A 23,022-nucleotide genomic window follows, 5' to 3' on the forward strand; every position below is an offset into this window, starting at 1 on the left:
AAAACGTCCTGAATTACGGCTGAAAACTACTGATCGAATCTGCGCTGAAGGCGCCATGAGACTTACGGCGTGTCAGCCACCGACACCGTCGGAGCCACCTTCACCAACGACTTGCGCACTTTGCCCACCTGGCGCTCGGTCGCTGTGCCGCCCCGGTTGCCCCAACTGGTTTGCACGAAAGTCACTACGTCCGCTATCTGTCGATCGCTCAGAATGGCTGCATACGGACCCATCGTGATGGCCGAGGGCGCAGTGCGTGTCGCCGGCATCGAGCCGCCCGACAGAACGATGTGAATCGCCGACGTCGGATCGTCGGTCTGCAATATCGGATTGCCCGCCAGCGCCGGGAATGCCTTGCCGTTCCCCGTGCCGTCAGAGCGATGACAACCGGCGCAACGGTCGAGATAGATCTGCGCGCCGGCACTGGGCACCTGTCCGTGATAAAGCGCGGTCGCAACCGTTGCGTCGTAGCGATACGGCTGCGCCGCGTCCTTGTGCGGCGACAGCGACTTCAGATAAGCCGCAATGCCCTTCAGGTCGGCTTCGTTCAGATGCTGCATCGAATTCACGACCACGTCGTTCATCGCGCCGAATGAGGCGATATGTGCGTTGCGCCCGCTTTTCAGAAACGCCACGATGTCCTCAGTCGACATGGCCGCAAGACCGTCTCCATGTTCGTTGCGCAGCGACGGTGCAATCCAGCCGTCTATCGATGCCCCGCCCGCGAGGTAGACCGGATCGGTATCGTCGCCTAGCGACAACTCCTGAAGCCCGACGCCTCGCGGTGTATGACAGCTTCCACAATGTCCGAGGCCCTGCACCAGATAGGCGCCACGCGCGACTTCCACCGGTGTGCCCGCCGGTGCAACGTACGGTTTCGGTCCGGGTCCGAAGACCCAGCCCCAAACCGTCAGCGGCCAGCGCATCGACAATGGCCATGGAATGTCGTTATCGCGGTTTGCCTGCCTGACGGGCGCTACGCCGTACATGAAGTAGGCATAGAGCGCATGCATGTCCGCATCGTCGATATGCGCATACGATGGATACGGCATGGCCGGATAAACCGCATACCCGCTCTTCGTTCTTCCGCGGCGCATCAACGTCGCGAAGTCGTCGTAGGTCCAGGCGCCGATGCCGCTTGTCTTGTCCGGAGTGATATTCGTCGAGTACACCTTGCCGAGCGGTGTGCCGAGCGGATAGCCACCTGCGAATGGCTTGCCGTTCTTCGCCGTGTGACAGGCAATGCAGTCGCCTGCACGCGCGAGGTATGCGCCGCGCTCGACCTGCGCCGCGTCCGCAGCCGGCGCGGCGTCTGCGCCCCAGGGAAGCACCAGCATGCAGATGGCCACCATCGCGCCGCAGCGCAGGCTATCGATATATTTCATCACGCATCCACCAGTGGCCGCGGGTCTTTCAGGTACTGCGTCCTGATCGCTTTCGCCGACCAGTAGGCCAGCGCGGCGACCGCGCCCGTGGGGTTATAGCCGAGGCCCACCGGAAACACGTTGGAGCCGATCGCAAAGACGTTATGCACGTCCCAGCTTTGCAGATAGCGGTTCAACGCACTCGTCTTCGGATGCTCGCCCATGATCAGGCCGCCGGCCCAATGCGTGGTCTGATACGGCCGCACGTCGAAGTGATCGCCGAAGTTCTTTTGCGTGACCGTATAGTCCTTCGGCCCCATTGCCTTTGCGACCTGGACCAGCTTGTCGGTCACGAAACGGGTCATGCGAATGTCGTTGTCTTTCCAGTCGAACGTAAAACGCAACAGCGGTTGCCCGTATTTGTTCTGATATGTCGGATCGAGATCGAGATAACAATCGCGATAGACCATGTTGGTGCCGTTCGAGTCGATCGACACCGTGTTCACGTAGTTATCTTTGACTGCTTTCTTCCACGTGCTCCCCCATTTAGGGGTTCCCGCCGGCACCGCTATGCCCGAAATCGGCTTGGCTCCCGCCGGGTTGCACCACAGCGCCGCACCGCCGACAAAGCCGTGGGGGCCATGGTCGAAGTTATCTGCGTTGAAATCGTCGAACGCGACGCTGTTGCCGCCGGCGCCGATAAATGGATTGCTATTCGTCCCCGGTTCGAAAAAAACCTGGATATTCGAAAGCATCTGATACGACACGTTCTTGCCGACAGTACCCTCACCGCTCACCGGGTCGTATTGCTGGCCGATTCCCGACAGCATGAAAAGATGTGCGTTGTTATAGGCGAAGGTGCTCGCTATGACAATCCTGGCGGGTTGTGCGACAACTTTACCTGCGGCATCGACATACTCGACACCGGTGGCGACCTTGCGCGTCCTGTCGAGCGTAATTCGCAACACCGTGCAATTGGGCCGGAGTTCGAAGTTCGGCAAACCGCGCAATGCTGGTAGGATATTCACATTGGGCGACGCTTTCGAATAGTTGTAGCACGCGTAGCCCGAACAATACCCGCAGAAGTTGCACGGTCCCATCTGGCAACCATACGGATTCGTGTAGGCTGCCGACACCGTGGCCGACGGCGCGCGAAATGGATGGAAACCCAATTCGCGCGCCGCTTTCATGAAAATATGGGGACCATAGGGTACTTTCTGCGCGGGCAGCGGAAAAGCACCCGAGCGGTCTGCTTCGAACGGATTGCCATCTCCCACAACCTGGCCGTTCACTCGGTACGCCTGCCCCGACGTGCCGAATACTTTTTCGGCGAAGTCGAAATGCGGTTCCAGCTCTTCATAAGACACACCAAAATCCTGCAGCGTCATGTTCTTCGGAATGAACTTTGCACCGTAACGCTCAACGTAGTGCGAGCGCAGCCTGAGCTCCTCCGGATAAATCCGCCAGTGCTGGCCTGCCCAATGGAGACCCGCGCCGCCAACCCCTTCACCCGGTTTGAATGCGCCTATCTGCCGATACGGCAACGCCGTGTCGTTCATGTTGTGACGGAAGGTGAACGTACTTCGCGCCATATTCTGAAACAGCTTGAAACGCTGCAGATAGGTCAGTTCGTCCAGCGTGGTCGGATACGCACCGTCCGGATACGTATCGCGGTATTGCCCACGTTCCAGCGCGAGCACCTGCAAGCCGGCTTCGGTCAACTCCTTCGCCATGATGGCGCCGGCCCAGCCAAAGCCGACGATCACCACGTCGACGCCTTTCATCGTTTGGTCTGTCATTGAATTATCCTGGTGGGAACGCGTTGATTCCCGCGCACCTAGCGCCTGCAATGGTACTGATCGACATGGAAGATGAGGCGCTCAGGCGCTGGATACCGGCGCAAGCGGGTAGCGCTTCCCATACTGTTCGACCCAGTCGATATAGTCGGCCCTTGCCCCAGGGAAATTGATCATCTTCCACGCCGCCATATCGCGATTGCCTCCGTGCTTCGGATCGCAGAAATAGCCTTCGCGCGTGTTCTGCAACAGTTGCGCAAAGAAGTCCACTGCGGGCACGTCGCCGATACCCAGCTTGCCCGATTCCAGTTCGCCAATCACGCTGTCGCGCGTACTGGCGTCGATCTCATCGAAGCGTTTCGAAAACCGCTTGCGCACCTGTTCGTCCAGTCCGGCCAACGCACTTCGGTACAGCGCCCGGGGGCTGAATTCAAGCTGATAGCCAAGCGTCGCGGGCCCTGCAACGAAGGGCCCGTGCATGTACCAAAGGGCGCCATAGCCGTAGGGCGTGTTCATCTGGCTGTCGATGAATTCCGGCACGCCCGCCTCAATCGCACCTGGCCCTTCGCTGTCCGCAGGGATCAGGCGATCGACCAGCGCGACAAGCACGCTCCATTCGTCGGGCGTAAAGTAGCTGGGCGTCCAGTTCGGTGTGTTGCCTGCTGTCGAACTCGCCGCAACGCCGGCCACGCCGGCGCCGATCGCCACGGCGGCCGGTCCCGCGCTCGCGACACTACGCAGAAACGCGCGGCGCCCTGGAGAAATTCCAACCCGTTTCATACAAACGCTCCGATATGGATTGCGGGATGGCCATAGCGGACATTCTGAAATCCAGTATTGTGATCATACGGCCGAGCAAGCCACGTCCTCTATCCAATCGGCGCGAACATATTGCGCTGGACGCTAGTTGCAAGTCATCCTACCCAGCGATTCTGCTAATGAAATTAGGCCGGACTGAATAGTTATTAAAAATTACGCCACCTCGTCTGAAGCGCCACGTGACGCCGAAGGTCAACGCTGATCTTCCCCGGCCAACTCTTGGGCTTGGAACCTCGATAGATTCGTCTGTCCGCCACAAACCTATCCTTCGAAGTCCTGCAGGTTTTCGATGCAATCGATCGAACCGGCTGTCGCGCGACCGTCATACATCTGGGGGCGTGTGGTCGCCGAGGAAGGACAGAGCCCCAAAAAGCCGGCAAATGGCGTGCGTGAAAGAAACTTAACGTACAGCTAAAAAAAATCTGTATCACGCGTTCGCTTGAATCGATCTCGTACATCCGGCACCGTTAATAACGCTTCATGTTTTCCTAAAGACTTAATGCGCGCCGATCAATAGACTTCGTTGCCGCAATAGAGGTGGCCTCCGTCGATTACGACATTCAACGGCGCCCGACGTGGACGCCATCACACGGGCAACGACAGATGATTCACGAGATAGCTTACGCGCTAGTGCCGTTCTTCTTTTCTATGGCGACAGGCTATCTGGCGGGCAAGCTCGCTCGGGGCAGCATGCCGTTATCTTCGATCAATACCATGCTGGTCGACTACGCGCTGCCGTTCGCGCTGTTCCTGTACACAGCCAAGATGCAGCGCACCAGCCTCGACAGCCACCTCGTGCTGATCCTCCTGCTGATAGCGGTAATGCTGGTGCCGTACGTCGCGTCGCTTGCGTTGTCGCGTTTTCTTTTCAAGGTGGCGCCGGCGAATGCGGCCGTCCGCGCGGTCACTATTGGTATGCCGAACTTTGCCGCGGTCGGCCTTCCGCTTTTGCATAGCGTCTACGGTGAAGCAAGCGACTTGACCGTCGCGCTTGCGATCACGACCGCCTCGGTTGTGATGTCGCCAGCCGGGTTGATCCTGCTCGAACGTGCAAAGACTCGCGAGAACGACGGCGCGCACTCGAATCTGCTGGCAAAGGCGTTGATCACGACATTCGTCAAGCCGATCGTGATCGCACCGCTTCTCGGTGTGCTGGTTTCGCTTGCGGGTTGGCAGTTGCCGGGGCTCATGGTGCAGTCACTCAATATCATCGGCAGCACGACAGCGGGCCTGGCGTTGTTTTCGACCGGGTTGATACTGGCGTCACAACCTTTCCGGCTGGATAAGGAAGTATGGGTCGGCGTGGCGCTCAGCAACGTGATCCAACCGCTGATCGCCTATTTGCTGGTCGTGGTGTTCGCGCTGCCGAAGCCGATTGCCGGTCAAGCCATTTTGCTCTCGGCGATTCCATGTGGTTCGTTCGGCATTCTGTTCGGCTTGTCGTACGGCGTACAGGACACGCCATCGGGCACGACGCTGGTCGCCTCGAGCGTCTTGTCGATTTTCACCCTGACCGCAACAATCTTCCTGCTCGGCTATCTTTGACTCGTGCCGCGAGTGTTTTGCGCATGCGGTCGGGTTTGGCCATGCATCATGCTTCTGCCGGTCAACCGGCCGCGGATTACGCCCCGCGGCCGGGCACTTCAGCTATCGTGCGGCTCGTAGCCGCGGAGCGTCCGACGGCCAATCAATTCCCATTCCAGCCCCGCAGGAAATCCACCAGCAATTCGTTGACCCGTTCCGGCTGTTCCTCCTGGGGCAAATGCCCGCAATGCGAGATCGGTTCGGCACGGAGGTTGTTTGCCATGCCTTCCCAGACAGCCTTCATGTCGAACATGCCGCCCACCGCATAGAAGTCTTCACCCCACAGCGCCATAGTCGGGCACGCAATTTTCACGTCCGCGTCGACCAGATCCTGAGCGACGTCCTCGGAATTCGCGCGATAGTCCGACATTGCGCCTCGCACCGCGCCCGGCCGCTTGTACGCTTTCACGTACGTATCGAAGTCCGCGCCTTCGATCGTGTGCGGGTTGTAGCACCAGTCGGCGAAAAAGTGATGCAGCCACGCGTCTTCCTTCCCCGCGATCAGCGTTTCCGGAAGGTCCGCGACCAGATGGAACAGAAAAAACCAGTACGCACGCGCTGTTTGTGGATTCATGTTTTGTGCGACCACCCGCGTCGGCACGTTATCCATCACGACGAGCCGATCGACCCGTTCAGGATGATCCTTCGTCAGCCGAGTGGCCACGCGCGCGCCGCGATCGTGCCCGACGAGCGCGACCTTGCCGATCCCCAGTTCGTCGAGCAGACTAATGATGTCCATCGCCATGTTCCGCTTGTCGTAGCCGGAACCGGGTTTGTCGGTTTCGCCATAGCCCCGCAGGTCCGGCGCGATGACCCGATAGTGCTGGGCCAGCACGGGAATCTGATGACGCCACGCAAAGCTCGTCTCGGGGAAACCGTGCAGGAGCACGACAACCGGGCCGCTACCGGCATCGAGGAAATGCTGCCGGATGCCGTTCGCACGCAGCGTGTGGTGAGTGACTGCCGTCGCTTCAGTTGCCATTTTTCGTTTCCCGAAAGTGATGAAAGACAAGGTAGGCGCCCGGGTCATCGACCGGGCGCGGCTTCGTAATTGACCGGCAGCCAGTCATATACGCAAAAAAAGCATCGCGTCCACGCGTTCGACGCAGTTGCGAATTTTTATTGAAGATCGCGCGGCTCATGCCGCCCTTCACCGCCTGATCGATATCGGTGACCAGATGGCCGGTTCGCGACAAGCTAACCGCTTGCCTTCGGCATCGCCCTTCTCTTCCAGGCAAGAAATAACAAAATGGCCACTGGGAATGTAATCGCGAGAAAGGAAAATTCGACGTAGGTCAATGCGCCGCCAACCGCGCCGACAGCAAAGCCGCACATCGCCGCCAACGTCGATTGGAGGCACCCTCGAACCTGCTGCCCATGCCCGCCCGCGGCGCCCGCCGGTGTATCAGCTCGATCACGTCGAGCACGATCTGCGTCACGTTTCCGGTCATCACCGTGTTCGGCAGCCCCGTGACCATCAGCAACCTGCCACGCGCGTTCTGCACGCCCATCGCCATGGTTCCCAGTACGCCGCACACCAGCACCATTGATGCATTCGATGCCTTGATTGGCGTCGCGATCAAGCCTGTCACAAGGAATGAAACGAGCAGCATTGCCTGAAACAGGTACAAAGCGCTCGCAGCATCCGCCGGATGATTGCGCTCCAGAAACTTGAAAATAACGCTGCTCAGCGCAATGCCGACTATAAAAGACGGAAACGCCAGCAGCTTCAGCAGCACACCTTGCCCCCCGCCTGCGAACTCCGCGCCGATCAGTACGAAGTTGCCCGTGACATGCGCGGTGAAGAGTCCGAACAACGCAACGAACCCGACGGTGTCAACGTAGCCCGCTATCAGCGCAAGAATCGTGTCTTCGTGTTTATTCATGAACGATTCCCCGGAAAGCGGAAGGCCGGCTCCGGCGCGGACGTATTGAAAGTCATGGCGATCCTGATAGGGGGCGCGCCGCTTTTCACGCACGGGGCTATTCGTGTAAAGCGGGCGCTCGCCGCGACTTATTATTTCCTTGCCGGCACCGGCGCCAGAACCTCGTGCGTCCCCGCCGCGCGCTGGGCAGCCTTGTGCACCATGGTGTAGGCATAGTCCACGCCCATCCCGTACGCGCCCGAATGCTCTTTGGCAATCGCCATGACTTCGTTGTAAGTCTCTTTGTGCGCCCAGTCGCGCTGCCACTCGAGCAGTACCTGTTGCCAGGTCATCGGAACCACGCCGGCCTGGATCATTCGCTGCATTGCATAGTCATGCGCGTCCTTCGAGGTGCCGCCCGACGCGTCGGCGACCATATAGATTTCGTAGTCACCTTCGGCCATGGCGCACAGCGCAAACGTGTTGTTGCAAACCTCGGTCCACAAACCTGCCACCACTACCTTTTTTCGGCCATTCGCAGCAAGCGAGTCACGAACCTTCTGGTCGTCCCACGAATTCATGGACGAGCGTTCGAGCACTTTGTGCTCCGGAAATACGTCCAGCAATTCCGGGTACGTATAGCCAGAAAAACTTTCGGATTCCACCGTCGTAATAGTGGTGGGAATGTTAAACACCCGCGCTGCCTTCGCAAGTCCTACTACGTTGTTCTTAAGTACCTGACGGTCGATAGACTGGACCCCAAAAGCCATTTGCGGCTGTTGGTCGATGAAGATGATCTGCGAGTTTGCAGGCGTGAGGACTTCCAGTTTCGGATTTGCCATGGCGTTGTACGTCCTAGAAGTTGAGTGAACATGAGAAGACAGGCCGCACTCGCGAGAAGTGCGAGGAAGACTGAAGCCCAGTCTATCCAGAGCTTTTCACCCAGTCCTTGGCAGAGCCCTTAATAGTTCTTAATAGAACGCACGGGAAGATATCAGCGACCGATCGGGACACAGAATACAGTCGCCACGAATTCGACAAGCTTCTGCTCGACCGTCAAGGCGCCGCGCACCCGCTTGCAGTTGATCCGATCGCCAGAACATCCGGTCCGCACCATGCCTGTTCTGCGTCCGCGGTTGAGGCCTGGTGCAATGAGTTCAGTCAGGAAACCGGACAGAATCTCTCCGGTTTCACAAAAATTCAGCGCGGCATCAGGATTTTCTTTGCCGTCGGCGATACGCTGCTCGGTACTGTCACCCATTCGCACCATGTTCAATCGCTCGCAAAAGGAACGACCATGTCAACTCTTCCCGCCACCAGGTGCATGCTGCCTGTGACAGGTGGGTGAATCACTCGAACGCCTGAACAGTTGATAGCGGGAAGCGTAGTCACGCTGGCCGATCTGCGTGACATGCCTTTGGGCGGCGACAGTCTGCGCCGGCAAATAGACGTATGGAGGATCGACATGGCATCGCCAACAGCATGAAAATTGCAATCGCGGGTGGTTCAATCGCAGGGCTCGCATGCGCATTGACGCTGACATGCACGGGCCACGACGTGCACGTCTACGAGCGCTCTGCAGGACCGCTGCGGGGTCGTGGTGGTGGAGTCGTGGTGCTGCGGCAGATGCTGCGGTTTCTCGAACAGCACGGCCATCGAACCCGCGCGATGCTTGCGGTGCCGACGCACCGACGGCGCTGGATCGATATCGACGGCAATGTGACGCGCGACGATCCCGAGCTGCTCCCATTTTCATCGTGGGACGCCGTCTACCGGTCGCTGTGCAGCATGTTGCCCCCCGCTTCGCTTCACCACGGGCGCAGTGTAGCGAGTGTTGCCGAAGACGCGGACGGCGTCGAAATCCGTTTCGACGACGGCGCGGCGCCGGTTCGCGCAGACATTTTGATCGCCGCGGACGGCACCGGCTCGCGGCTTCGTTCCGCGCTGTTTCCCGGTAACGCCTCGTCGTACGCAGGTTACATCGCGTGGCGCGGGGTGGTGAGTGAAAACGCTTTCAACCGCGTGGAGGTGGCCGATCTGATCGAGAACATGACGCTCTACCGTTCAGATGCCGAACTATTCATGACATTCCTCATTCCCGCGCTGAATGGCTCGCTCGACACAGGCATGCGCCGGTTCAATTGGCTCTGGTACAGAAACGAACCCGACGAGTCATCAATCGGCGCGTTCCTGACCGGACGCGACGGTCATCGGCACCACGCATCAGTCCCGCCTGGCGAGCTGTCGGAACAGTCGCTTGCCTATCTGCATCGGGCGGCGCTCGATGGGCTGCCTCGCGCGTTATCGCAACTGGTGGCCGCGACGCACGCGCCATTCCTGCAAGCCATCTCCGACGCCCTGAGCCCCTCGTTCGCCAAAGGGCGTATCGCTCTAGTGGGCGACGCAGCCTGCACGCTACGACCTCACACTGGCTCGGGCACCTCCAAGTCCGCCGACGACGCCGTGAGCCTCGCCGAAGCGCTGGCAACCATATCTGGCAAGGACGTCGTGCAGGTACTCGACCGTTGGGCCGCCATGCGGCGCGGTGCCGTCGCCCCGTTGCTTCTGAAGGGCCCACGGTTGGCGCAGTCGTTCGGACTTGGCTATCCGTCAACCTGATCGCGATCAGCAGAACGTCATTGAAACTCGTTAGCCGAAGTGGCCGCGTGACCGCCACATGCATTTCGAGTTAATAAGAATTAAGGATTATGAAGTTCAAACAAACTACCGAATCCGTACTATCGGAGCCTGAGATGTCTCGTCATGCGTTACCACTACGACACATCCACCAACAACACAAGACTGGAGAAAAATGGCTAATCAATCGGGAATTGCATCGGCGAATCGAAGGCAGGTGCTTGTAGCGAGCGCGGGCGCAGCCGGCGCGGCGATCGCCGCCATGGCCGCACCGACCGTCGCGATGGCCGCTGCATCCGCCAGCGGAAATGCACATGCGGGCAATTCATCCCACCCACAACATGGAGAGCGCCATACGATGAATACGGTAACGACTAAAGATGGTACACGCATCTTCTTCAAGGATTGGGGCAGCGGCAAGCCGGTCGTCTTCTCGCACGGCTGGCCGCTCGATGCCGACGCGTGGGATCCACAAATGCTGTTCCTGGTGCAGAAAGGCTACCGGGTCATCGCCCACGACCGCCGCGGCCATGGCCGCTCCGATCAGCCGTCCCACGGCAACGACATGGACACCTACGCAGACGATCTGGCTGCGGTGATCAACGCGCTCGACCTGAAGGGCGCCATGCTCGTTGGCCATTCGACTGGCGGCGGCGAGATTGCACATTACATCGGCCGCCATGGCACCTCGCGTGTGGCCAAGGTCGTGCTGATCGGCGCAGTGCCGCCGATCATGGTCAAGACCGAAAGCAATCCGAACGGCCTGCCAATGTCGGTATTCGACGGCATTCGTGCGAGTGTCGCGAGCAACCGCTCGCAGTTCTACAAAGATCTCGCTGTGCCGTTCTTCGGTTTCAATCGGCCCAACGCGAAAATCTCGCAGGGCACGATCGACGAGTTCTGGCGCGAAGGTATGCTCGGCTCGGTCCAAGGCCAGTACGAATGTATCAAGCAGTTCTCGGAGGTCGACTACACGGCAGATCTGAAGAAGATCGACGTGCCGACGCTGGTCCTTCACGGCGACGACGATCAGATCGTCCCGATCGACCAGGCGGGTCGCCTGTCAGCGAAGATCGTGAAAAATGCCACACTGAAGGTCTATCCAGGTGCGCCCCATGGCATGTGCACAACCGAGGCGGATAAAGTGAACGCCGATCTGCTGGAGTTCCTGCAGAGCTAACGCGCATTCGAGTGTTGCGCTTGCATCGTTAAACGCAGCGCTCCTTGTCGATGCGCGGGCCCTGGCTGTTTAGCGCAGCCGGGGCCCGCAAACGCGCGATCCTGCTTCCCAATGCAGGACGGGTTCGATTTTCTTCTGGTTTCCCGCGGCCCACCATTTACTGGCCACCGCCTTCTTCCTCAACGATCACACGGTTGTCGACGGCCGCCACATGCGGAACACGTTTGGCAACATTGCCCGCCACCTGAATCTGTGCTGCATCGGGCACCGTACCCACCAGAGAAACGGTTCCGTTTTTGACGAGCACCGCAATGTTGCTGGCGTTCAACCCTTTGGTCGAATACAGCGCGTGACGAACAGCCTTCGACAATTGTCGGTTCTGCAAACGGATCGACGCCTTTGTCATTCCTGCACCGGCGTGGGATGCCACGGCGTCATCATTCGATTGGGCAATGGCAGCGGTTGAGACGAGCGCGACGACGGCAGCGCAAGCCACGACGAGTGCGGAAATTCGCATGATGTTTTCCTGTTGATTGGAGTGAATTGAGATCGGCCGAAAAGGCCATGTCAGCGTGGGCGAGTTCGCTCCCCATGCAACGATTTCATCTTAATCAGCTCCGCTTCCAGCGGGTCAGTGAAACGTTGTTAAAACTCGTTAACCGAACTGGTTGGGTAAGCGGCACATGAGTTTCGACCTGATAGGGGTCACGCATTCTGAAGTTCAAGACAACTATCGAATCCGTATGAATGGAACCTGTGATGTTTCATCGCGAATCGCCACGAAAACATATCTACAAGTATCGCTGGCCGCTTGCGACACTGATACCCATAACTCGAATTAAGGACGTTTTAATCAGGCTTAAGGACGAGCCAAACACGCGGACCTAGCATGGTGACGATACCGACATGCGCCGAGGGAGAGCTTCGATTAACTATCCTCCGGGAACGGCCGCATTTTTCCTTTTGCGGCCCTTTGAAGACACGCTTTGAACCGGCAGCCATTGCAGCGGGGGCATCGATCTGGCCATTCTCGGACAGCGCGTCTGCCACAGGCGACAGATCGCAGTCTACGCATGCATTCGCCATATCCGGATAACACGTTTGCTTGAAGAACCTGGAGAACCTCATGATGAAAGTTGCAGGTGAAATGTCGATCGGCCGCGCATCGCGCTTTGGAACGGCGGACACTATCAAGGCTTTCGACCCACGCCTCGGCACCGAGATTGAACCCTCCTTCGGCGTCGCGACACTGAAGGATGTAGATGACGCCTGCACGCTCGCGTTGCAGGCCTTCGAGTCATATCGGCACACTTCACCCGAAACTCGCGGCGCGTTCCTGATACGCGCGGCCGACAATCTGCTTGCACTCGGCGATGTACTGTACGAACGTGCAGCAAGTGAAACGGGTTTAACCGTTGAGCGTATCAAGGGCGAGACGGCGCGCACGGCTGCGCAGATGAAAATGTTCGCCGACGTGGTAAGCCACGGACGCTGGCGTCACGCGACGATCGATTCCGCCGATCCCGCGCGTCGACCGGTGCCTAAAGCCGATTTACGCATGCAGAAAATACCAATCGGCCCCGTCGCCGTATTCGGTGCGAGCAATTTTCCGATCCTCTATTCGGTGGCGGGAGGCGACACGGCCTCTGCGCTCGCGGCGGGCTGCACCGTCGTTGTGAAAGCACACGGCTCGCACCTCGGCACATCGGAACTGGTCGGCAAGGCGATACAGGCTGCCGTCGAGGAATGCAAGCTGCACGAAGGCGTGTTCTCACTGCTGATCGGACACGGCAATGCGGTAGGCGAAGCACTTGTGGATCATCCGGCCATTCGCGCCGTTGGCTTCACCGGCTCGGAAGGCGGCGGCATGGCACTCGTTCGCCGAGGTGCGGCGCGTGCGGTGCCGATTCCCGTCTTCGCTGAAATGACAAGTGTGAATCCCAACTTCGTTCTGCCAGCGGCATTGCGGACCCGCGCGCCAGACATTGCTGCGCACTTCGTAGAACGCATGACAGCCGGTGTTGGCCAGATGTGTCTGAAGCCAGGCATGATCGTCGCGATTGATGGCGAGGGCTTCGAGGACTTGCGTGTGGCACTGGCGGAAGCATTGTCGGCGGTACGAGCGGAACCGATGCTCAGCCCCGGAATCTACGACAATTTCAACCGTGAAGCGAAACGTAGTCGAGAAGGTAGGTCGAGTCTCAGCATCGCGAAAGGAACTGCGCCCAAAGGCCGTTTAGAAGGGCAGTCCGAAATTTTCGAGGTTGACGCCGCTGAAGTACTCGCCGCGCCCCAGCTTGCCGGCGAGATGTTCGGCCCAGCGGCCGTCCTCATCCGCTGCGAGAGCGAGAACGAGTTGATCGAACTTACAACCAGTCTGCGCGGCCAACTGACCATGGCCTTGCATATGGAATCAACCGATCTCGACTTAGCCCGACACCTGATCCCAGTGCTCGAAAGCAAGACAAACCGTATCCTCGTGAACAAATTCTCGAATACGGTCGAGATTGGTTATGCGACGGTACACGGCGGACCGTATCCGGCGACCTCCGACAGTCGGTTTACGTCCGTCGGAGCAACCGCGATCGATCGCTTCTTGCGGCCGATCTGCTACGAAAATCTACCGCCGGAATTGCTACCGCCTGCGCTACAGGACAGCAATCCGTTGTCTCTATGGCGCGTGCGCGATGGCGAATTGGAGCGGCGTTAGCGTTCAATTCACCAAAAAAACGAAACGCCCGCATCAGACGGGCGGCTCGCTACTTCGAGATCTTCTCCAGCTCGAGCCCCTTCGTGCGCGGCCCGATCAATCCAATCGCCAGCATTACGATCAGCATCGCCCCGGCGATGAACACAAACACGCCCGTGGTGCCAAACTCCTTCAACACCGCCGCGATCAGAAACGCCGTGAAAATAGCCGAAAACCGGCTCCACGAATAAACGAAGCCCACCGCCCTTGCCCGAATGCTGGTCGGAAAAAGCTCGGTCTGATACGCGTGATAGCTATACGAAATGATGTTGCCCGCGAGCGTCAGACAAACTCCTAACGTCACCAGCAGCACCGCGCCGGAGGCCTGACTGAACCACAGCCCGCAGACGATATTCACACCCGCCATCACCACGATCACTGTCTTGCGCTCGAAGCGGTCGCCAATGAAGAGCCCAATGACCGGCCCAAGCGGCGCAGCCAGCGCGATCACACTCGAATACATCAGGCTCGTGGTAATCGTAATGCCCTGCTTGATCAGCAACGTCGGCACCCAATTCGCAAAGCCGTAAAAGCCCACCGTCTGAAAGATATTGAAGATCGTCATCATCAGCGTGCGGCTGCGATACGGCGGCACCCACATATCGCGGAAGCTGCCGCGCGGCGCCACCGGCACCGACGCTGCGGGCGGCGGCAACTCACGACCGTATTCGCGGCGCACTTTCGCTTCGAGCTCGCTCATCACGCGATCGGCTTCGGCAAGACGTCCTTGTTGTGCGAGCCAACGCGGGCTTTCCGGCAACGCGCGGCGAATCCACCACACGAACAGTGCGCCATGTGCGCCAATCAGCACGACCCAGCGCCAGCCGTCGAGGCCGAGCAGCGTGCGCGGCACCAGCAGATACGAGAGAAACGCCACCACCGGCACCGCCGTAAAACCGACTGCCTGCTCGCACGCGAATGCGCGGCCGCGAATCTGCTTGGGCACCAGTTCGGAAATGTACGTGCCGATCGTCACCAGTTCGACGCCGATGCCGACGCCCGCCACGAAGCGCCAGAAGTTCAGCCCGGTAGCCGTTTCCTGAAACGCCATCACGACATTGGCCGCCGTGTACCAGAGCAGCGAATAGGTGAACACCGCGCGGCGTCCGAAGCGATCCGCCAGAAAGCCACAGGCGATCGTGCCGATAAAGAGGCCGCTGAACAGCGCGGCAATGAAACTCGCAACGCCGGTCGTGCCGAACAGGCCATGCGTGGTCGCGCTCAGCAGGCCGCTTTTGACGAGACCCGGCGCGACATAACCCGAGTACAACAGATCGTAGAGTTCGAAGAAGAAGCCGAGGCTTAGCAGCACCACGAGCTTCCAGACGGAACGTGTGGCGGGCAGCCGGTCGAGGCGCGCGGAAATGCTGCCGGCGTCGAGCGGCGTCGCCGCGGCTGCAGCCGCACGGGTCGCCGCGATATCGGAATACGCCGCGCCGCCGCTCTTCGCGACGGAACCGGCATGATCTGGGGATGCCATGTTGTTTGTCTCCTCTGTCGACCGCAAAAGTCTATAGCTCACCGGGTCGGTCTCTTGCCGGCCTCTCGTACTTTCGTGCGTCATACGCGCGATGAAGATGCCGGACCCGAGGTCCGGCCAGCATTCTAGCCGTGCACGCGCTTCAATTGCTCGAAGGTGGTGATTTTTCCGGCCAACGCGCTCGCCGCCACCGTATACGGACTCGCGAGCCACACATTGCCCGGCCCCGAACGGCCCGGGAAATTGCGGTTGATCGCGCTGATCGTCACCTCGTTCGCCTCGGCCGATTGGCCCGGCCCGCAATTCGCGCACGACCCGCAGCCCGGCATGACGAGCGTCACACCCGCGCGCTCGAAGACCGGCAAATAGCCCTGTTCCTCGCAATACGCGCGCACCGCCATGGTGCCGAACTGCAGAAATAGACGCGTGCCCTCAGGTACACGGAGGCCCTGCTCGACGCCCCAGCGCAACACCTCGTGATAGAAGTCGAAATCCTCGCGCTTGCCTGCGGTGCATGAGCCACCGTAAGCGATATCGATAGCGACGTCCTGTTCCAGTTGCGGCGCCGGCACCCCGTTGCCGGGATCGCCCGGACGCGCGAGCATGGGCTCGATCGCGCTTGCATCGATCTGAATCGTGTCGCGATAGATCGCGCCCGCATCGCTTTTCATCCAGCTTTCAAGGCTGAAATTCACGCCGCGCCGCTCTTTCAGAAACGCCACCGTGCGTTCGTCCGGCTCGACGATACCGGTGAAGCCGCCCAGTTCCGCGACCATGTTGGTCAAGGTCGCGCGCTCGTCGATCGACATGGCGCGCACGGCCGCGCCGCCGTATTCGAACACCAGACCGATCGCGCCACCCGAGCGGATCGCGTCCATTTGCAAAAGATGCAGCACCACGTCTTTCGCGGTCACGCCGTCGCGCAATTGCCCGCTGATTTCGATGCGCAACGTCTCCGGCACTTTGCAGCGCACGTAACCCGTCACCCAGCTATTGGCGATTTCCGTTGCGCCCGCACCGAATGCGAGGCAGCCGAGCGCGCCCGAATGCGGCGTATGCGAATCGGTGCCGCACGCCACTTGCCCCGGCAATGCGTATTGCTCGGCCATCAGCGCATGACAGATACCTTCGGAGCCCGGCATGCCATCGAGCGCGCCGTGCGAGCGAACCGGATAATCACGCGAGAACGACGTATGGCCTTCCATCAGATTGGCGACGCCCGGCAGCAAACCGTCACGCACGTGCGGAATGCTCTGCGAAGCGAGCACCAGATGATCCTGGAACGCGATGATGTGATCCGGCGCATGCAGCGGCGCCGGCTTGCCGAACGCGCGGTGCATGAGGTGCGCGCACATGCCGGTGAAGTAATCGTGACTGAAGCGCCAGTCCGCCGCAATGAAGACGCCGTCACCGCGCTGCGCCCCTAAGCTGCCCGGATGCAGATGCCGTTCGATGATCTTCTCGACCAGCGTCTTCGGCTCCGTTGGCTGCGCAATCTCCGCGTCATCGGCTGCGCGCGGCGCGGGCCACTCGGCGAACTTGCTGTACGCGAGCAGGCCGCCGCTGCGAATGATCTGCTGCGTGAGCGCGTCGCGGCCTTTGAGAAACTCGTCGATGGGCACCGCTTCTCCCGCGCTCAAGCGATCGAGCACGGAGAAATCGGTCGTGGTGAGAATGCCGATGTTGTCGCAATTCTGCTGATAGATGCGCTCGAAACTCTCCGCGACAATCAGCCGGATACCGGCCGAGAGTTCAGCCAACGGACTCGATTCGCGCGACGAACCCTTGCCGTAGCGCTTGCCCGCCACCGTCACCTGAAAGCCACCGTTCTTTACCGCATTGCGGCCGATCGGCATGCGCTCGCCGGCTTTGAAACCGACGTACGGATATTGGCCGAGGCGTTCGTCATACGTGAGCATGACGGTGACTGGCGTGATCTCGTCGGTGGAAACGTTGTCGCGCAACGGGCCCGCCGTGGCGCGCGTGAAATTTTCGCCGGCGAGTTGGGCATCGATCACCGCGGGGTCTTGAGACAGGTACAGCACGCGGCCGTCCAGACGAATCGTATCGCGCATGAGCATTCTCCTTGCGCTCACTATACGGCGCGCGCGGGCAATGCCGAAGTGCCGGTGCGGCAACGCAGACCTCTCGTTTGGTGATGATCGGCGTTGGCTGGCGCGATCATTCCCGGCATGAGCCAGGCTTCGACGCATCGTTCGTAGAGGACATATCGGCAAAGACATGCCTCCGCCGATTCGCGGCCGCCGCAGCGATCAAACGCCCTTGCCGAGGAACCCGACCAGCGCCGCCGCGCTCGCGCTCAACTGGTCGCGCGCCTTGAAGATCATGATGAGGCGCCGCACTGCCCACTCATCGCTCAGCGAGAGCAGGCGCACGTCGAGCGCATTCACATAGAGCAGCCCAACCTGCTCGGGCACGATCGCGATGCCGAGCCCGGCGTGCACCATCCGGCACAGCGCGTCGAGGCTGCTCACGCGGATCTTCACGTCGAGTTGCCGCCCCGCACCGGCCGCCTGCTGCGTGAGCAGTTGCGTCAGCGCGCTCTCGCTGCGCAGGCCGACGAAACTGTCGTCGAGCAGTTCGTCGAACCTCACGCGCAGCGCGCCGGCAAGCCGATGGCCGCCCGGCACCAGCACCGCCAGCCGGTCTTGCCGGTACGGCACCTGCTCGAACGCTTCGCTGCCGGCCACCGGATTGCAGATTCCGAAGTCCGCTCCATGCTCACCGACTATGCGCAGCACGTCGGTGCTGTTCTCCTCTTCCAGTTCGATCGACACTTCGGGAAACGCGCGTTCGAACGCGGCCACGTCTTCCGGCAGGAACTGCACGATCGAGGACAGATTCGCCACCAACCTCACGCGCCCCTTTGCGCCCGACGAAAAGCGCGACAGTTCCGCGCTCATCTGTTCGATATTGCCGATGATCGCCAGCGCGTAACGCAACACGGTCTCGCCGACCGGCGTCACGGCAATGCCGCGCGACTGACGCTGGATCACGGGCAAGCCGATCACCGCTTCGATCTCGGCGATGCGCCGGCTCACGGCCGACGACGCAATGAACTCCCGCTCCGCCGCGCGCGCGATATTACGCTCCTGGCAGACAGCGACGAACAGGCGCAACGAAGTCAGATCGAGCTTCTTGAGAAGGTTTTCCATTGTTGTTCCTTCATGTCCCGCGCGGTCGAAGAACGCAATAGCGAACCCGGCATCAGGATGAAGGGACGCGGCAAACAAGATGGGCAAGTGTAACGCAGACGAATGCGCGCACCGGCAGCGTCCACGAGCCGCGCCTGCGGCTTCTTCCTCGAAGCAGACGCTCCCGGTCGTCCATTCGCCGCCTGTTGCGCACGCGCCGCAACCGAGTCGCGAAACCCACGCTCCGCACTCGCCACCGCCGTGGCTTACGCCAAAAAATACCTTTGATTCAAAAGGAATTTTTATAAGAACCACGCATTTCATCACTTCATGAAACAACTTATTGTAAAAAAGTTAAAAGACTTTGGAACCGGTTCCATTTAAGATACCGCCGGCATTCCGATGACTGCCCGGGGGCGCAATGGCGCGCTCCGATCTGGTGACTACAACAACATGCCTTCATCCCCTCTCAGCTCGCGCCGCGGCTTTTTGCGCACGGCTATTGCCCTCGTTCCGGCCGGCACGCTCGCCGGCTGCGACGTCAAGCCGTCCGCGACCAACGCCGCGACCGGTTCGAGCGCCAACGCGTCCGCAAACCCCACATCCGGCCCCGACTACAAGCCGCATTTCTTCGATGCGAAGGAATGGGCGTTCATTCACGCTGCGGTCGACCGTCTGATTCCGGCGGATAGCGAAGGCCCCGGCGCCGTCGAAGCCGGCGTGCCCGAATTCATCGACCGGCAGATGGATACGCCGTACGCGCATGGCGCGCTCTGGTACATGCAGGGTCCGTTCGCGCAAGGCGTGCCGGAACTCGGCTACCAGTTGAAGCTCGTGCCGCGCGATCTCTACCGGCTCGGTATTGCGGCGGTCAATGCGTATTGCGCGAAGACCTACGCGCATCCCTTTGACGCCCTCGACGCCGCCACGCGCGACACCGTGCTCGCCGCGCTCGAGAAAGGCAAGATCGATCTCGCCGACGTGCCGGCCGCCACTTTCTTCGGCCAACTCCTGCAGAACACGCGCGAAGGCTACTTCTGCGATCCGATCCACGGCGGCAATCGCGACATGGCCGGCTGGAAGATGATCGGCTTCCCCGGCGCGCGCGCCGATTTCATGGACTTCGTCAATCAGAACGGCGCGGCCTATCCGTATGGCCCGGTGTCGATCGAAGGAAAGCGCAGCTGATGTCTACTCAAACCAAACCTCATGTCGACGCGGTGATCGTCGGCTTCGGCTGGACCGGCGCGATTCTCGCGAAGGAACTCACCGAAGCGGGACTGAACGTGCTCGCGCTCGAACGCGGCGAGTATCGCGACACCTACCCGGACGGCGCGTATCCGAACACGATCGACGAACTGACCTACAACGTCCGCAAAAAGCTGTTCCTCGACCTCTCGAAGACCACCGTGTCGATCCGTCATAACGTCGGCGATACGGCGCTGCCGTACCGGCAACTCGCGGCGTTTCTGCCGGGAGAAGGCGTGGGCGGCGCGGGGCTGCACTGGTCGGGCGTGCATTTCCGCATCACGCCGGAAGAACTGCGTCTGAAGAGTCACTACGAAGAACGCTATGGCAAGCGCTTCATTCCCGAAGGCATGACGATTCAGGATTACGGCGTCAGCTATGAAGAACTCGAACCGCATTTCGACTTCGCCGAAAAAGTGTTCGGCACCTCAGGCCAGGCGTACAAGGTCAACGGCAAAGTGGTCGGCGACGGCAACATTTACGAAGCACCACGCAGCGACAACTTTCCGCTCGCCGCGCAACTGAACACCTATTCCGCCGAACGCTTCGGCAAGGCCGCGCGCGAACTCGGGTTGAATCCGTATCGTTTGCCTTCGGCGAATACGTCGGGGCCCTACACGAACCCGTACGGCGTGCAGATGGGTCCGTGCAATTTCTGCGGATTCTGCAGCGGCTACGCCTGCTACATGTATTCGAAGGCGTCGCCGAACCTGAATATCCTGCCCGCGCTGAAGCAGTCGCCGAACTTCGAGTTGCGCTCGCGCTGCCACGTGCTGCGGGTCGACCTCGACGACACGAAAAAGCGCGCCAAAGGCGTGACGTATGTCGATCCGGCGGGCAACGAAGTGTTTCAGCCGGCCGATCTGGTGATCGTCGCGGCGTTCCAGTATCACAACGTGCATCTGCTTCTGCTGTCCGGCATCGGCAAGCCGTATGACCCGATCTCGGGCGAAGGCGTGGTCGGCCGCAACTTCGCCTATCAGAACCTCTCGACCATCACCGCGTTCTTCGACAAGGACACCTTCACCAATCCGTTCATCGGCGCGGGTGGCAACGGCATTGCGGTCGACGACTTCAACGCCGACAATTTCGATCACGGCCCGCTCGGTTTTGTCGGCGGTTCGCCGCTGTGGGTGAACCAGGCGGGCACCAAGCCGATCAGCGGCATCGCGACGCCAGCGGGCACGCCCAACTGGGGCGTCGACTGGAAGAAGTCGGTGAAGGACCACTACGCGCACACCATTTCAATGGACGCGCACGGCACCAACATGTCGTACCGCGACGTGTTCCTCGATCTCGATCCGACCTACCGCGATTCGTACGGCCAGCCGCTGTTGCGCATGACCTTCGACTGGAAGGACAACGACATCAAAATGGCCCGCTACGTGACCGGCCAGATGCAGAAGATCGCGCAGCAAATGGGTCCGAAATCGATCAACGTCTACACGCGCGAATTCGGCGCGCACTTCGACTCGCGCCGCTATCAGACCACTCACCTGGTGGGCGGCGCGGTGATGGGCACCGATCCGAAGACGAGCGTACTGAACCGCTATCTGCAAAGCTGGGACGTGCATAACGTGTTCGTGATGGGCGCGTCTGCTTTCCCGCAAGGTATCGGCTATAACCCGACCGGTCTTGCCGCGGCGCTCGCTTACTGGTCGGCGCGCGCCATCCGCACGCAGTATCTGAAGAACCCCGGGCCGCTGGTGAGCGTATGACGAAGAAAAACAATTTCAAACGCCTCACGCAGGCAATCCGGCGCGTGAGCGCGGCGTCCTGGTTCGCAGCCGCCGCGTTGAGCGCGACGACGTTCGCCGCGCACGCGGCAGCGCCTCAGAACCCGAGCGACGCGACGTTGATTGTCCATGGCGAGTACCTCGCGCGTGCCGGCGATTGCATTGCGTGTCACTCGGCGAGCGCGGGCAAGCCATTTGCCGGCGGCCTGAAGTTCGACACGCCGATCGGCGCGATCTACTCGACCAATATCACACCGGACCGCAACAGCGGCATCGGTGCGTGGACGTTCGCGCAGTTCGACCGCGCGGTGCGCGCCGGCGTGAAACCGAACGGCGATACGTTGTATCCGGCCATGCCGTACCCTTCGTATGCGCGCCTGAGCGAAGACGACATGCACGCGCTGTACGCGTACTTCACCCAAGGCGTCGCGCCGGTCAACCAGAAGAACCGTCCGGTCGATATCGTCTGGCCGCTGTCGATGCGCTGGCCGCTCGGCATCTGGCGCCATCTGTTCGCGCCCGAGCCGGTTTCATTCGACGCGACGCACTACGCCGATCCGGTCATCGCACGCGGCGCCTATCTCGTGCAAGGTCTCGGCCATTGCGGCGCCTGTCATACACCGCGCGCGGCGACGATGCAGGAACGCGCGTTGAGCGACCTCGACGGTCCGGCGTTCCTCGCGGGCGGCGCGATGATCGACGGCTGGATTCCGTCGAGTCTGCGCGGCAATCCGCGCACCGGCATCGGCGCGTGGAGCGAAGCCGATCTCGTGCAATTCCTGAAGACCGGACGCACGCAGCACAGCGCGGCTTTCGGCGGCATGACGGATGTCGTGCAGCACAGCATGCAGCACATGAACGACGCCGATCTCACGGCAATGGCGCGTTATCTGAAGACGCTGCCGTCGAGCGATCCGAAGGAAACGCCGTACGTGTACGACGACAAGGCCGCGCGCGCGCTGCGCTCGGGCGACGCCACCGCGCCGGGCGCTGCCGTCTATCGCGACAACTGCACCGCTTGCCATCGCAGCGATGGTCGCGGCTACAACCGCGTGTTTCCGGCGCTGAGCGGCAATCCGGTCGTGCAGGGCAAGGACGCGACGTCGCTGATTCATGTGCTGCTCACCGGCAGTACGCTCGAAGGCACGAAGACTGCGCCCTCCTCGTTCACCATGCCCGCGTTCGGCTGGCGCTTGAACGATCAGGAAGTCGCCGACGTGACCAACTTCGTGCGCAACAGTTGGGGCAACACCGGCCAGACGGTCAGCGCGACGGACGTCGCCAAAGTCCGCAAGACAGTGACTGTGCACGCCCCCGAGTTGCCGCCCGGCGCTGCGTTGAGCCACTGACCACAGGCTGCCTCGCGTGGCGCGTCCCGCATCGGGACGCACCACCTGGGGCGCGCGGTG

At 60.6% G+C, this 23,022-nt stretch carries 19 protein-coding genes; 7 read left to right on the forward strand and 12 right to left on the reverse strand.

Features of this window, described 5'->3' with window-relative positions:
• Positions 1 to 62 precede the first annotated feature (62 nt).
• The 3 genes from P0D70_RS03510 to P0D70_RS03520 form a co-directional block, all read right to left on the reverse strand.
• Positions 63 to 1,385 carry a c-type cytochrome gene (locus P0D70_RS03510; RefSeq protein ID WP_408182629.1) on the reverse strand — a complete coding sequence of 441 codons (1,323 nt, stop codon included), beginning with the start codon at positions 1,383 to 1,385 and terminating at the stop codon, positions 63 to 65.
• Positions 1,385 to 3,163: a GMC family oxidoreductase gene (locus P0D70_RS03515; RefSeq protein WP_408182632.1), complete on the reverse strand. Its 1,779-nt coding sequence runs from the start codon at positions 3,161 to 3,163 to the stop codon at positions 1,385 to 1,387. Before P0D70_RS03515 ends, P0D70_RS03510 begins: the two co-directional genes overlap by 1 nt.
• An 81-nt stretch (positions 3,164 to 3,244) precedes the next feature.
• A complete protein-coding gene (locus P0D70_RS03520) occupies positions 3,245 to 3,940 on the reverse strand; it encodes a gluconate 2-dehydrogenase subunit 3 family protein (protein ID WP_408182634.1) in 696 nt (231 codons plus the stop codon).
• Positions 3,941 to 4,582: 642 nt separating this feature from the next.
• On the opposite strand from P0D70_RS03520, the gene P0D70_RS03525 reads away from it, so the two are divergent.
• Positions 4,583 to 5,524 carry an AEC family transporter gene (locus P0D70_RS03525; RefSeq protein ID WP_408182636.1) on the forward strand — a complete coding sequence of 314 codons (942 nt, stop codon included), beginning with the start codon at positions 4,583 to 4,585 and terminating at the stop codon, positions 5,522 to 5,524.
• 142 nt (positions 5,525 to 5,666) lie between these two features.
• Here P0D70_RS03525 and P0D70_RS03530 read toward each other — a convergent pair whose 3' ends face one another.
• The 5 genes from P0D70_RS03530 to P0D70_RS03550 all read right to left on the reverse strand — a co-directional run bounded on the left by P0D70_RS03530 (position 5,667) and on the right by P0D70_RS03550 (position 8,689).
• Positions 5,667 to 6,545 carry an alpha/beta fold hydrolase gene (locus tag P0D70_RS03530; protein WP_408182638.1) on the reverse strand — a complete coding sequence of 293 codons (879 nt, stop codon included), beginning with the start codon at positions 6,543 to 6,545 and terminating at the stop codon, positions 5,667 to 5,669.
• On the reverse strand, positions 6,535 to 6,759 hold the full coding sequence (locus P0D70_RS03535) for a hypothetical protein (RefSeq protein WP_091807512.1): 225 nt from the start codon (positions 6,757 to 6,759) through the stop codon (positions 6,535 to 6,537). Before P0D70_RS03535 ends, P0D70_RS03530 begins: the two co-directional genes overlap by 11 nt.
• A 99-nt stretch (positions 6,760 to 6,858) precedes the next feature.
• The gene (locus P0D70_RS03540; RefSeq protein ID WP_408182641.1) at positions 6,859 to 7,449 is read right to left on the reverse strand and encodes a YoaK family protein; all 591 of its coding nucleotides are present in this window, start codon (positions 7,447 to 7,449) and stop codon (positions 6,859 to 6,861) included.
• A 131-nt stretch (positions 7,450 to 7,580) separates the two neighbouring features.
• Positions 7,581 to 8,270 carry a hydrolase gene (locus P0D70_RS03545; protein ID WP_408182643.1) on the reverse strand — a complete coding sequence of 230 codons (690 nt, stop codon included), beginning with the start codon at positions 8,268 to 8,270 and terminating at the stop codon, positions 7,581 to 7,583.
• Between the two features lie 152 nt (positions 8,271 to 8,422).
• Complete coding sequence (locus tag P0D70_RS03550) at positions 8,423 to 8,689, reverse strand: hypothetical protein (RefSeq protein ID WP_091807509.1); 267 nt, start codon at positions 8,687 to 8,689, stop codon at positions 8,423 to 8,425.
• A gap of 221 nt (positions 8,690 to 8,910) precedes the next feature.
• On the opposite strand from P0D70_RS03550, the gene P0D70_RS03555 reads away from it, so the two are divergent.
• Together P0D70_RS03555 and P0D70_RS03560 are read left to right on the forward strand one after the other, a co-directional pair.
• Positions 8,911 to 10,047 carry an FAD binding domain-containing protein gene (locus P0D70_RS03555; RefSeq protein WP_408182646.1) on the forward strand — a complete coding sequence of 379 codons (1,137 nt, stop codon included), beginning with the start codon at positions 8,911 to 8,913 and terminating at the stop codon, positions 10,045 to 10,047.
• 376 nt (positions 10,048 to 10,423) lie between these two features.
• Positions 10,424 to 11,245: an alpha/beta fold hydrolase gene (locus P0D70_RS03560; RefSeq protein WP_091807507.1), complete on the forward strand. Its 822-nt coding sequence runs from the start codon at positions 10,424 to 10,426 to the stop codon at positions 11,243 to 11,245.
• A gap of 157 nt (positions 11,246 to 11,402) precedes the next feature.
• Here P0D70_RS03560 and P0D70_RS03565 read toward each other — a convergent pair whose 3' ends face one another.
• Complete coding sequence (locus P0D70_RS03565) at positions 11,403 to 11,762, reverse strand: BON domain-containing protein (protein ID WP_408182650.1); 360 nt, start codon at positions 11,760 to 11,762, stop codon at positions 11,403 to 11,405.
• A gap of 612 nt (positions 11,763 to 12,374) precedes the next feature.
• Here P0D70_RS03565 and P0D70_RS03570 point away from each other — a divergent pair.
• The gene (locus P0D70_RS03570) at positions 12,375 to 13,955 is read left to right on the forward strand and encodes an aldehyde dehydrogenase (NADP(+)) (RefSeq protein ID WP_408182944.1); all 1,581 of its coding nucleotides are present in this window, start codon (positions 12,375 to 12,377) and stop codon (positions 13,953 to 13,955) included.
• Between the two features lie 49 nt (positions 13,956 to 14,004).
• On the opposite strand, the gene P0D70_RS03575 is transcribed toward P0D70_RS03570, so the two are convergent.
• The 3 genes from P0D70_RS03575 to P0D70_RS03585 form a co-directional block, all read right to left on the reverse strand.
• Complete coding sequence (locus tag P0D70_RS03575) at positions 14,005 to 15,474, reverse strand: MFS transporter (RefSeq protein WP_091807503.1); 1,470 nt, start codon at positions 15,472 to 15,474, stop codon at positions 14,005 to 14,007.
• Between the two features lie 125 nt (positions 15,475 to 15,599).
• Positions 15,600 to 17,549, reverse strand: a complete 1,950-nt coding sequence (locus P0D70_RS03580) for an aconitase family protein (protein WP_408182653.1) — start codon at positions 17,547 to 17,549, stop codon at positions 15,600 to 15,602.
• Between the two features lie 198 nt (positions 17,550 to 17,747).
• Positions 17,748 to 18,650, reverse strand: coding sequence for a LysR family transcriptional regulator (locus P0D70_RS03585; RefSeq protein WP_408182655.1), 903 nt, complete (start codon positions 18,648 to 18,650; stop codon positions 17,748 to 17,750).
• 432 nt (positions 18,651 to 19,082) lie between these two features.
• Between P0D70_RS03585 and P0D70_RS03590 the strand changes: the two genes are divergently transcribed.
• Genes P0D70_RS03590 through P0D70_RS03600 form a run of 3 tightly spaced genes read left to right on the forward strand, consistent with a single transcriptional unit; the run spans position 19,083 to position 22,962 of the window.
• Positions 19,083 to 19,817 (forward strand): gluconate 2-dehydrogenase subunit 3 family protein, encoded by a 735-nt coding sequence (locus tag P0D70_RS03590; protein WP_408182658.1) that lies wholly within the window; start codon positions 19,083 to 19,085, stop codon positions 19,815 to 19,817.
• Positions 19,817 to 21,595 (forward strand): GMC family oxidoreductase, encoded by a 1,779-nt coding sequence (locus tag P0D70_RS03595; RefSeq protein WP_408182660.1) that lies wholly within the window; start codon positions 19,817 to 19,819, stop codon positions 21,593 to 21,595. Before P0D70_RS03590 ends, P0D70_RS03595 begins: the two co-directional genes overlap by 1 nt.
• On the forward strand, positions 21,592 to 22,962 hold the full coding sequence (locus P0D70_RS03600) for a c-type cytochrome (RefSeq protein WP_408182662.1): 1,371 nt from the start codon (positions 21,592 to 21,594) through the stop codon (positions 22,960 to 22,962). Before P0D70_RS03595 ends, P0D70_RS03600 begins: the two co-directional genes overlap by 4 nt.
• Positions 22,963 to 23,022 lie beyond the last annotated feature (60 nt).

It is taken from the genome of Paraburkholderia sp. RL17-381-BIF-C, from assembly GCF_046026435.1.
Classification (GTDB): Bacteria; Pseudomonadota; Gammaproteobacteria; order Burkholderiales; family Burkholderiaceae; genus Paraburkholderia.

Excerpts from the sequence above, each read along its gene's own strand:
- P0D70_RS03510 (WP_408182629.1), bottom strand. The coding sequence starts at position 1,385 with ATGAAATATATCGATAGCCTGCGCTGCGGCGCGATGGTGGCCATCTGC.
- P0D70_RS03515 (WP_408182632.1), bottom strand. The coding sequence starts at position 3,163 with ATGACAGACCAAACGATGAAAGGCGTCGACGTGGTGATCGTCGGCTTT.
- P0D70_RS03520 (WP_408182634.1), bottom strand. The coding sequence starts at position 3,940 with ATGAAACGGGTTGGAATTTCTCCAGGGCGCCGCGCGTTTCTGCGTAGT.
- P0D70_RS03525 (WP_408182636.1), top strand. The coding sequence starts at position 4,583 with ATGATTCACGAGATAGCTTACGCGCTAGTGCCGTTCTTCTTTTCTATG.
- P0D70_RS03530 (WP_408182638.1), bottom strand. The coding sequence starts at position 6,545 with ATGGCAACTGAAGCGACGGCAGTCACTCACCACACGCTGCGTGCGAAC.
- P0D70_RS03540 (WP_408182641.1), bottom strand. The coding sequence starts at position 7,449 with ATGAATAAACACGAAGACACGATTCTTGCGCTGATAGCGGGCTACGTT.
- P0D70_RS03545 (WP_408182643.1), bottom strand. The coding sequence starts at position 8,270 with ATGGCAAATCCGAAACTGGAAGTCCTCACGCCTGCAAACTCGCAGATC.
- P0D70_RS03550 (WP_091807509.1), bottom strand. The coding sequence starts at position 8,689 with ATGGGTGACAGTACCGAGCAGCGTATCGCCGACGGCAAAGAAAATCCT.
- P0D70_RS03555 (WP_408182646.1), top strand. The coding sequence starts at position 8,911 with ATGAAAATTGCAATCGCGGGTGGTTCAATCGCAGGGCTCGCATGCGCA.
- P0D70_RS03560 (WP_091807507.1), top strand. The coding sequence starts at position 10,424 with ATGAATACGGTAACGACTAAAGATGGTACACGCATCTTCTTCAAGGAT.
- P0D70_RS03565 (WP_408182650.1), bottom strand. The coding sequence starts at position 11,762 with ATGCGAATTTCCGCACTCGTCGTGGCTTGCGCTGCCGTCGTCGCGCTC.
- P0D70_RS03570 (WP_408182944.1), top strand. The coding sequence starts at position 12,375 with ATGAAAGTTGCAGGTGAAATGTCGATCGGCCGCGCATCGCGCTTTGGA.
- P0D70_RS03575 (WP_091807503.1), bottom strand. The coding sequence starts at position 15,474 with ATGGCATCCCCAGATCATGCCGGTTCCGTCGCGAAGAGCGGCGGCGCG.
- P0D70_RS03580 (WP_408182653.1), bottom strand. The coding sequence starts at position 17,549 with ATGCGCGATACGATTCGTCTGGACGGCCGCGTGCTGTACCTGTCTCAA.
- P0D70_RS03585 (WP_408182655.1), bottom strand. The coding sequence starts at position 18,650 with ATGGAAAACCTTCTCAAGAAGCTCGATCTGACTTCGTTGCGCCTGTTC.
- P0D70_RS03590 (WP_408182658.1), top strand. The coding sequence starts at position 19,083 with ATGCCTTCATCCCCTCTCAGCTCGCGCCGCGGCTTTTTGCGCACGGCT.
- P0D70_RS03595 (WP_408182660.1), top strand. The coding sequence starts at position 19,817 with ATGTCTACTCAAACCAAACCTCATGTCGACGCGGTGATCGTCGGCTTC.
- P0D70_RS03600 (WP_408182662.1), top strand. The coding sequence starts at position 21,592 with ATGACGAAGAAAAACAATTTCAAACGCCTCACGCAGGCAATCCGGCGC.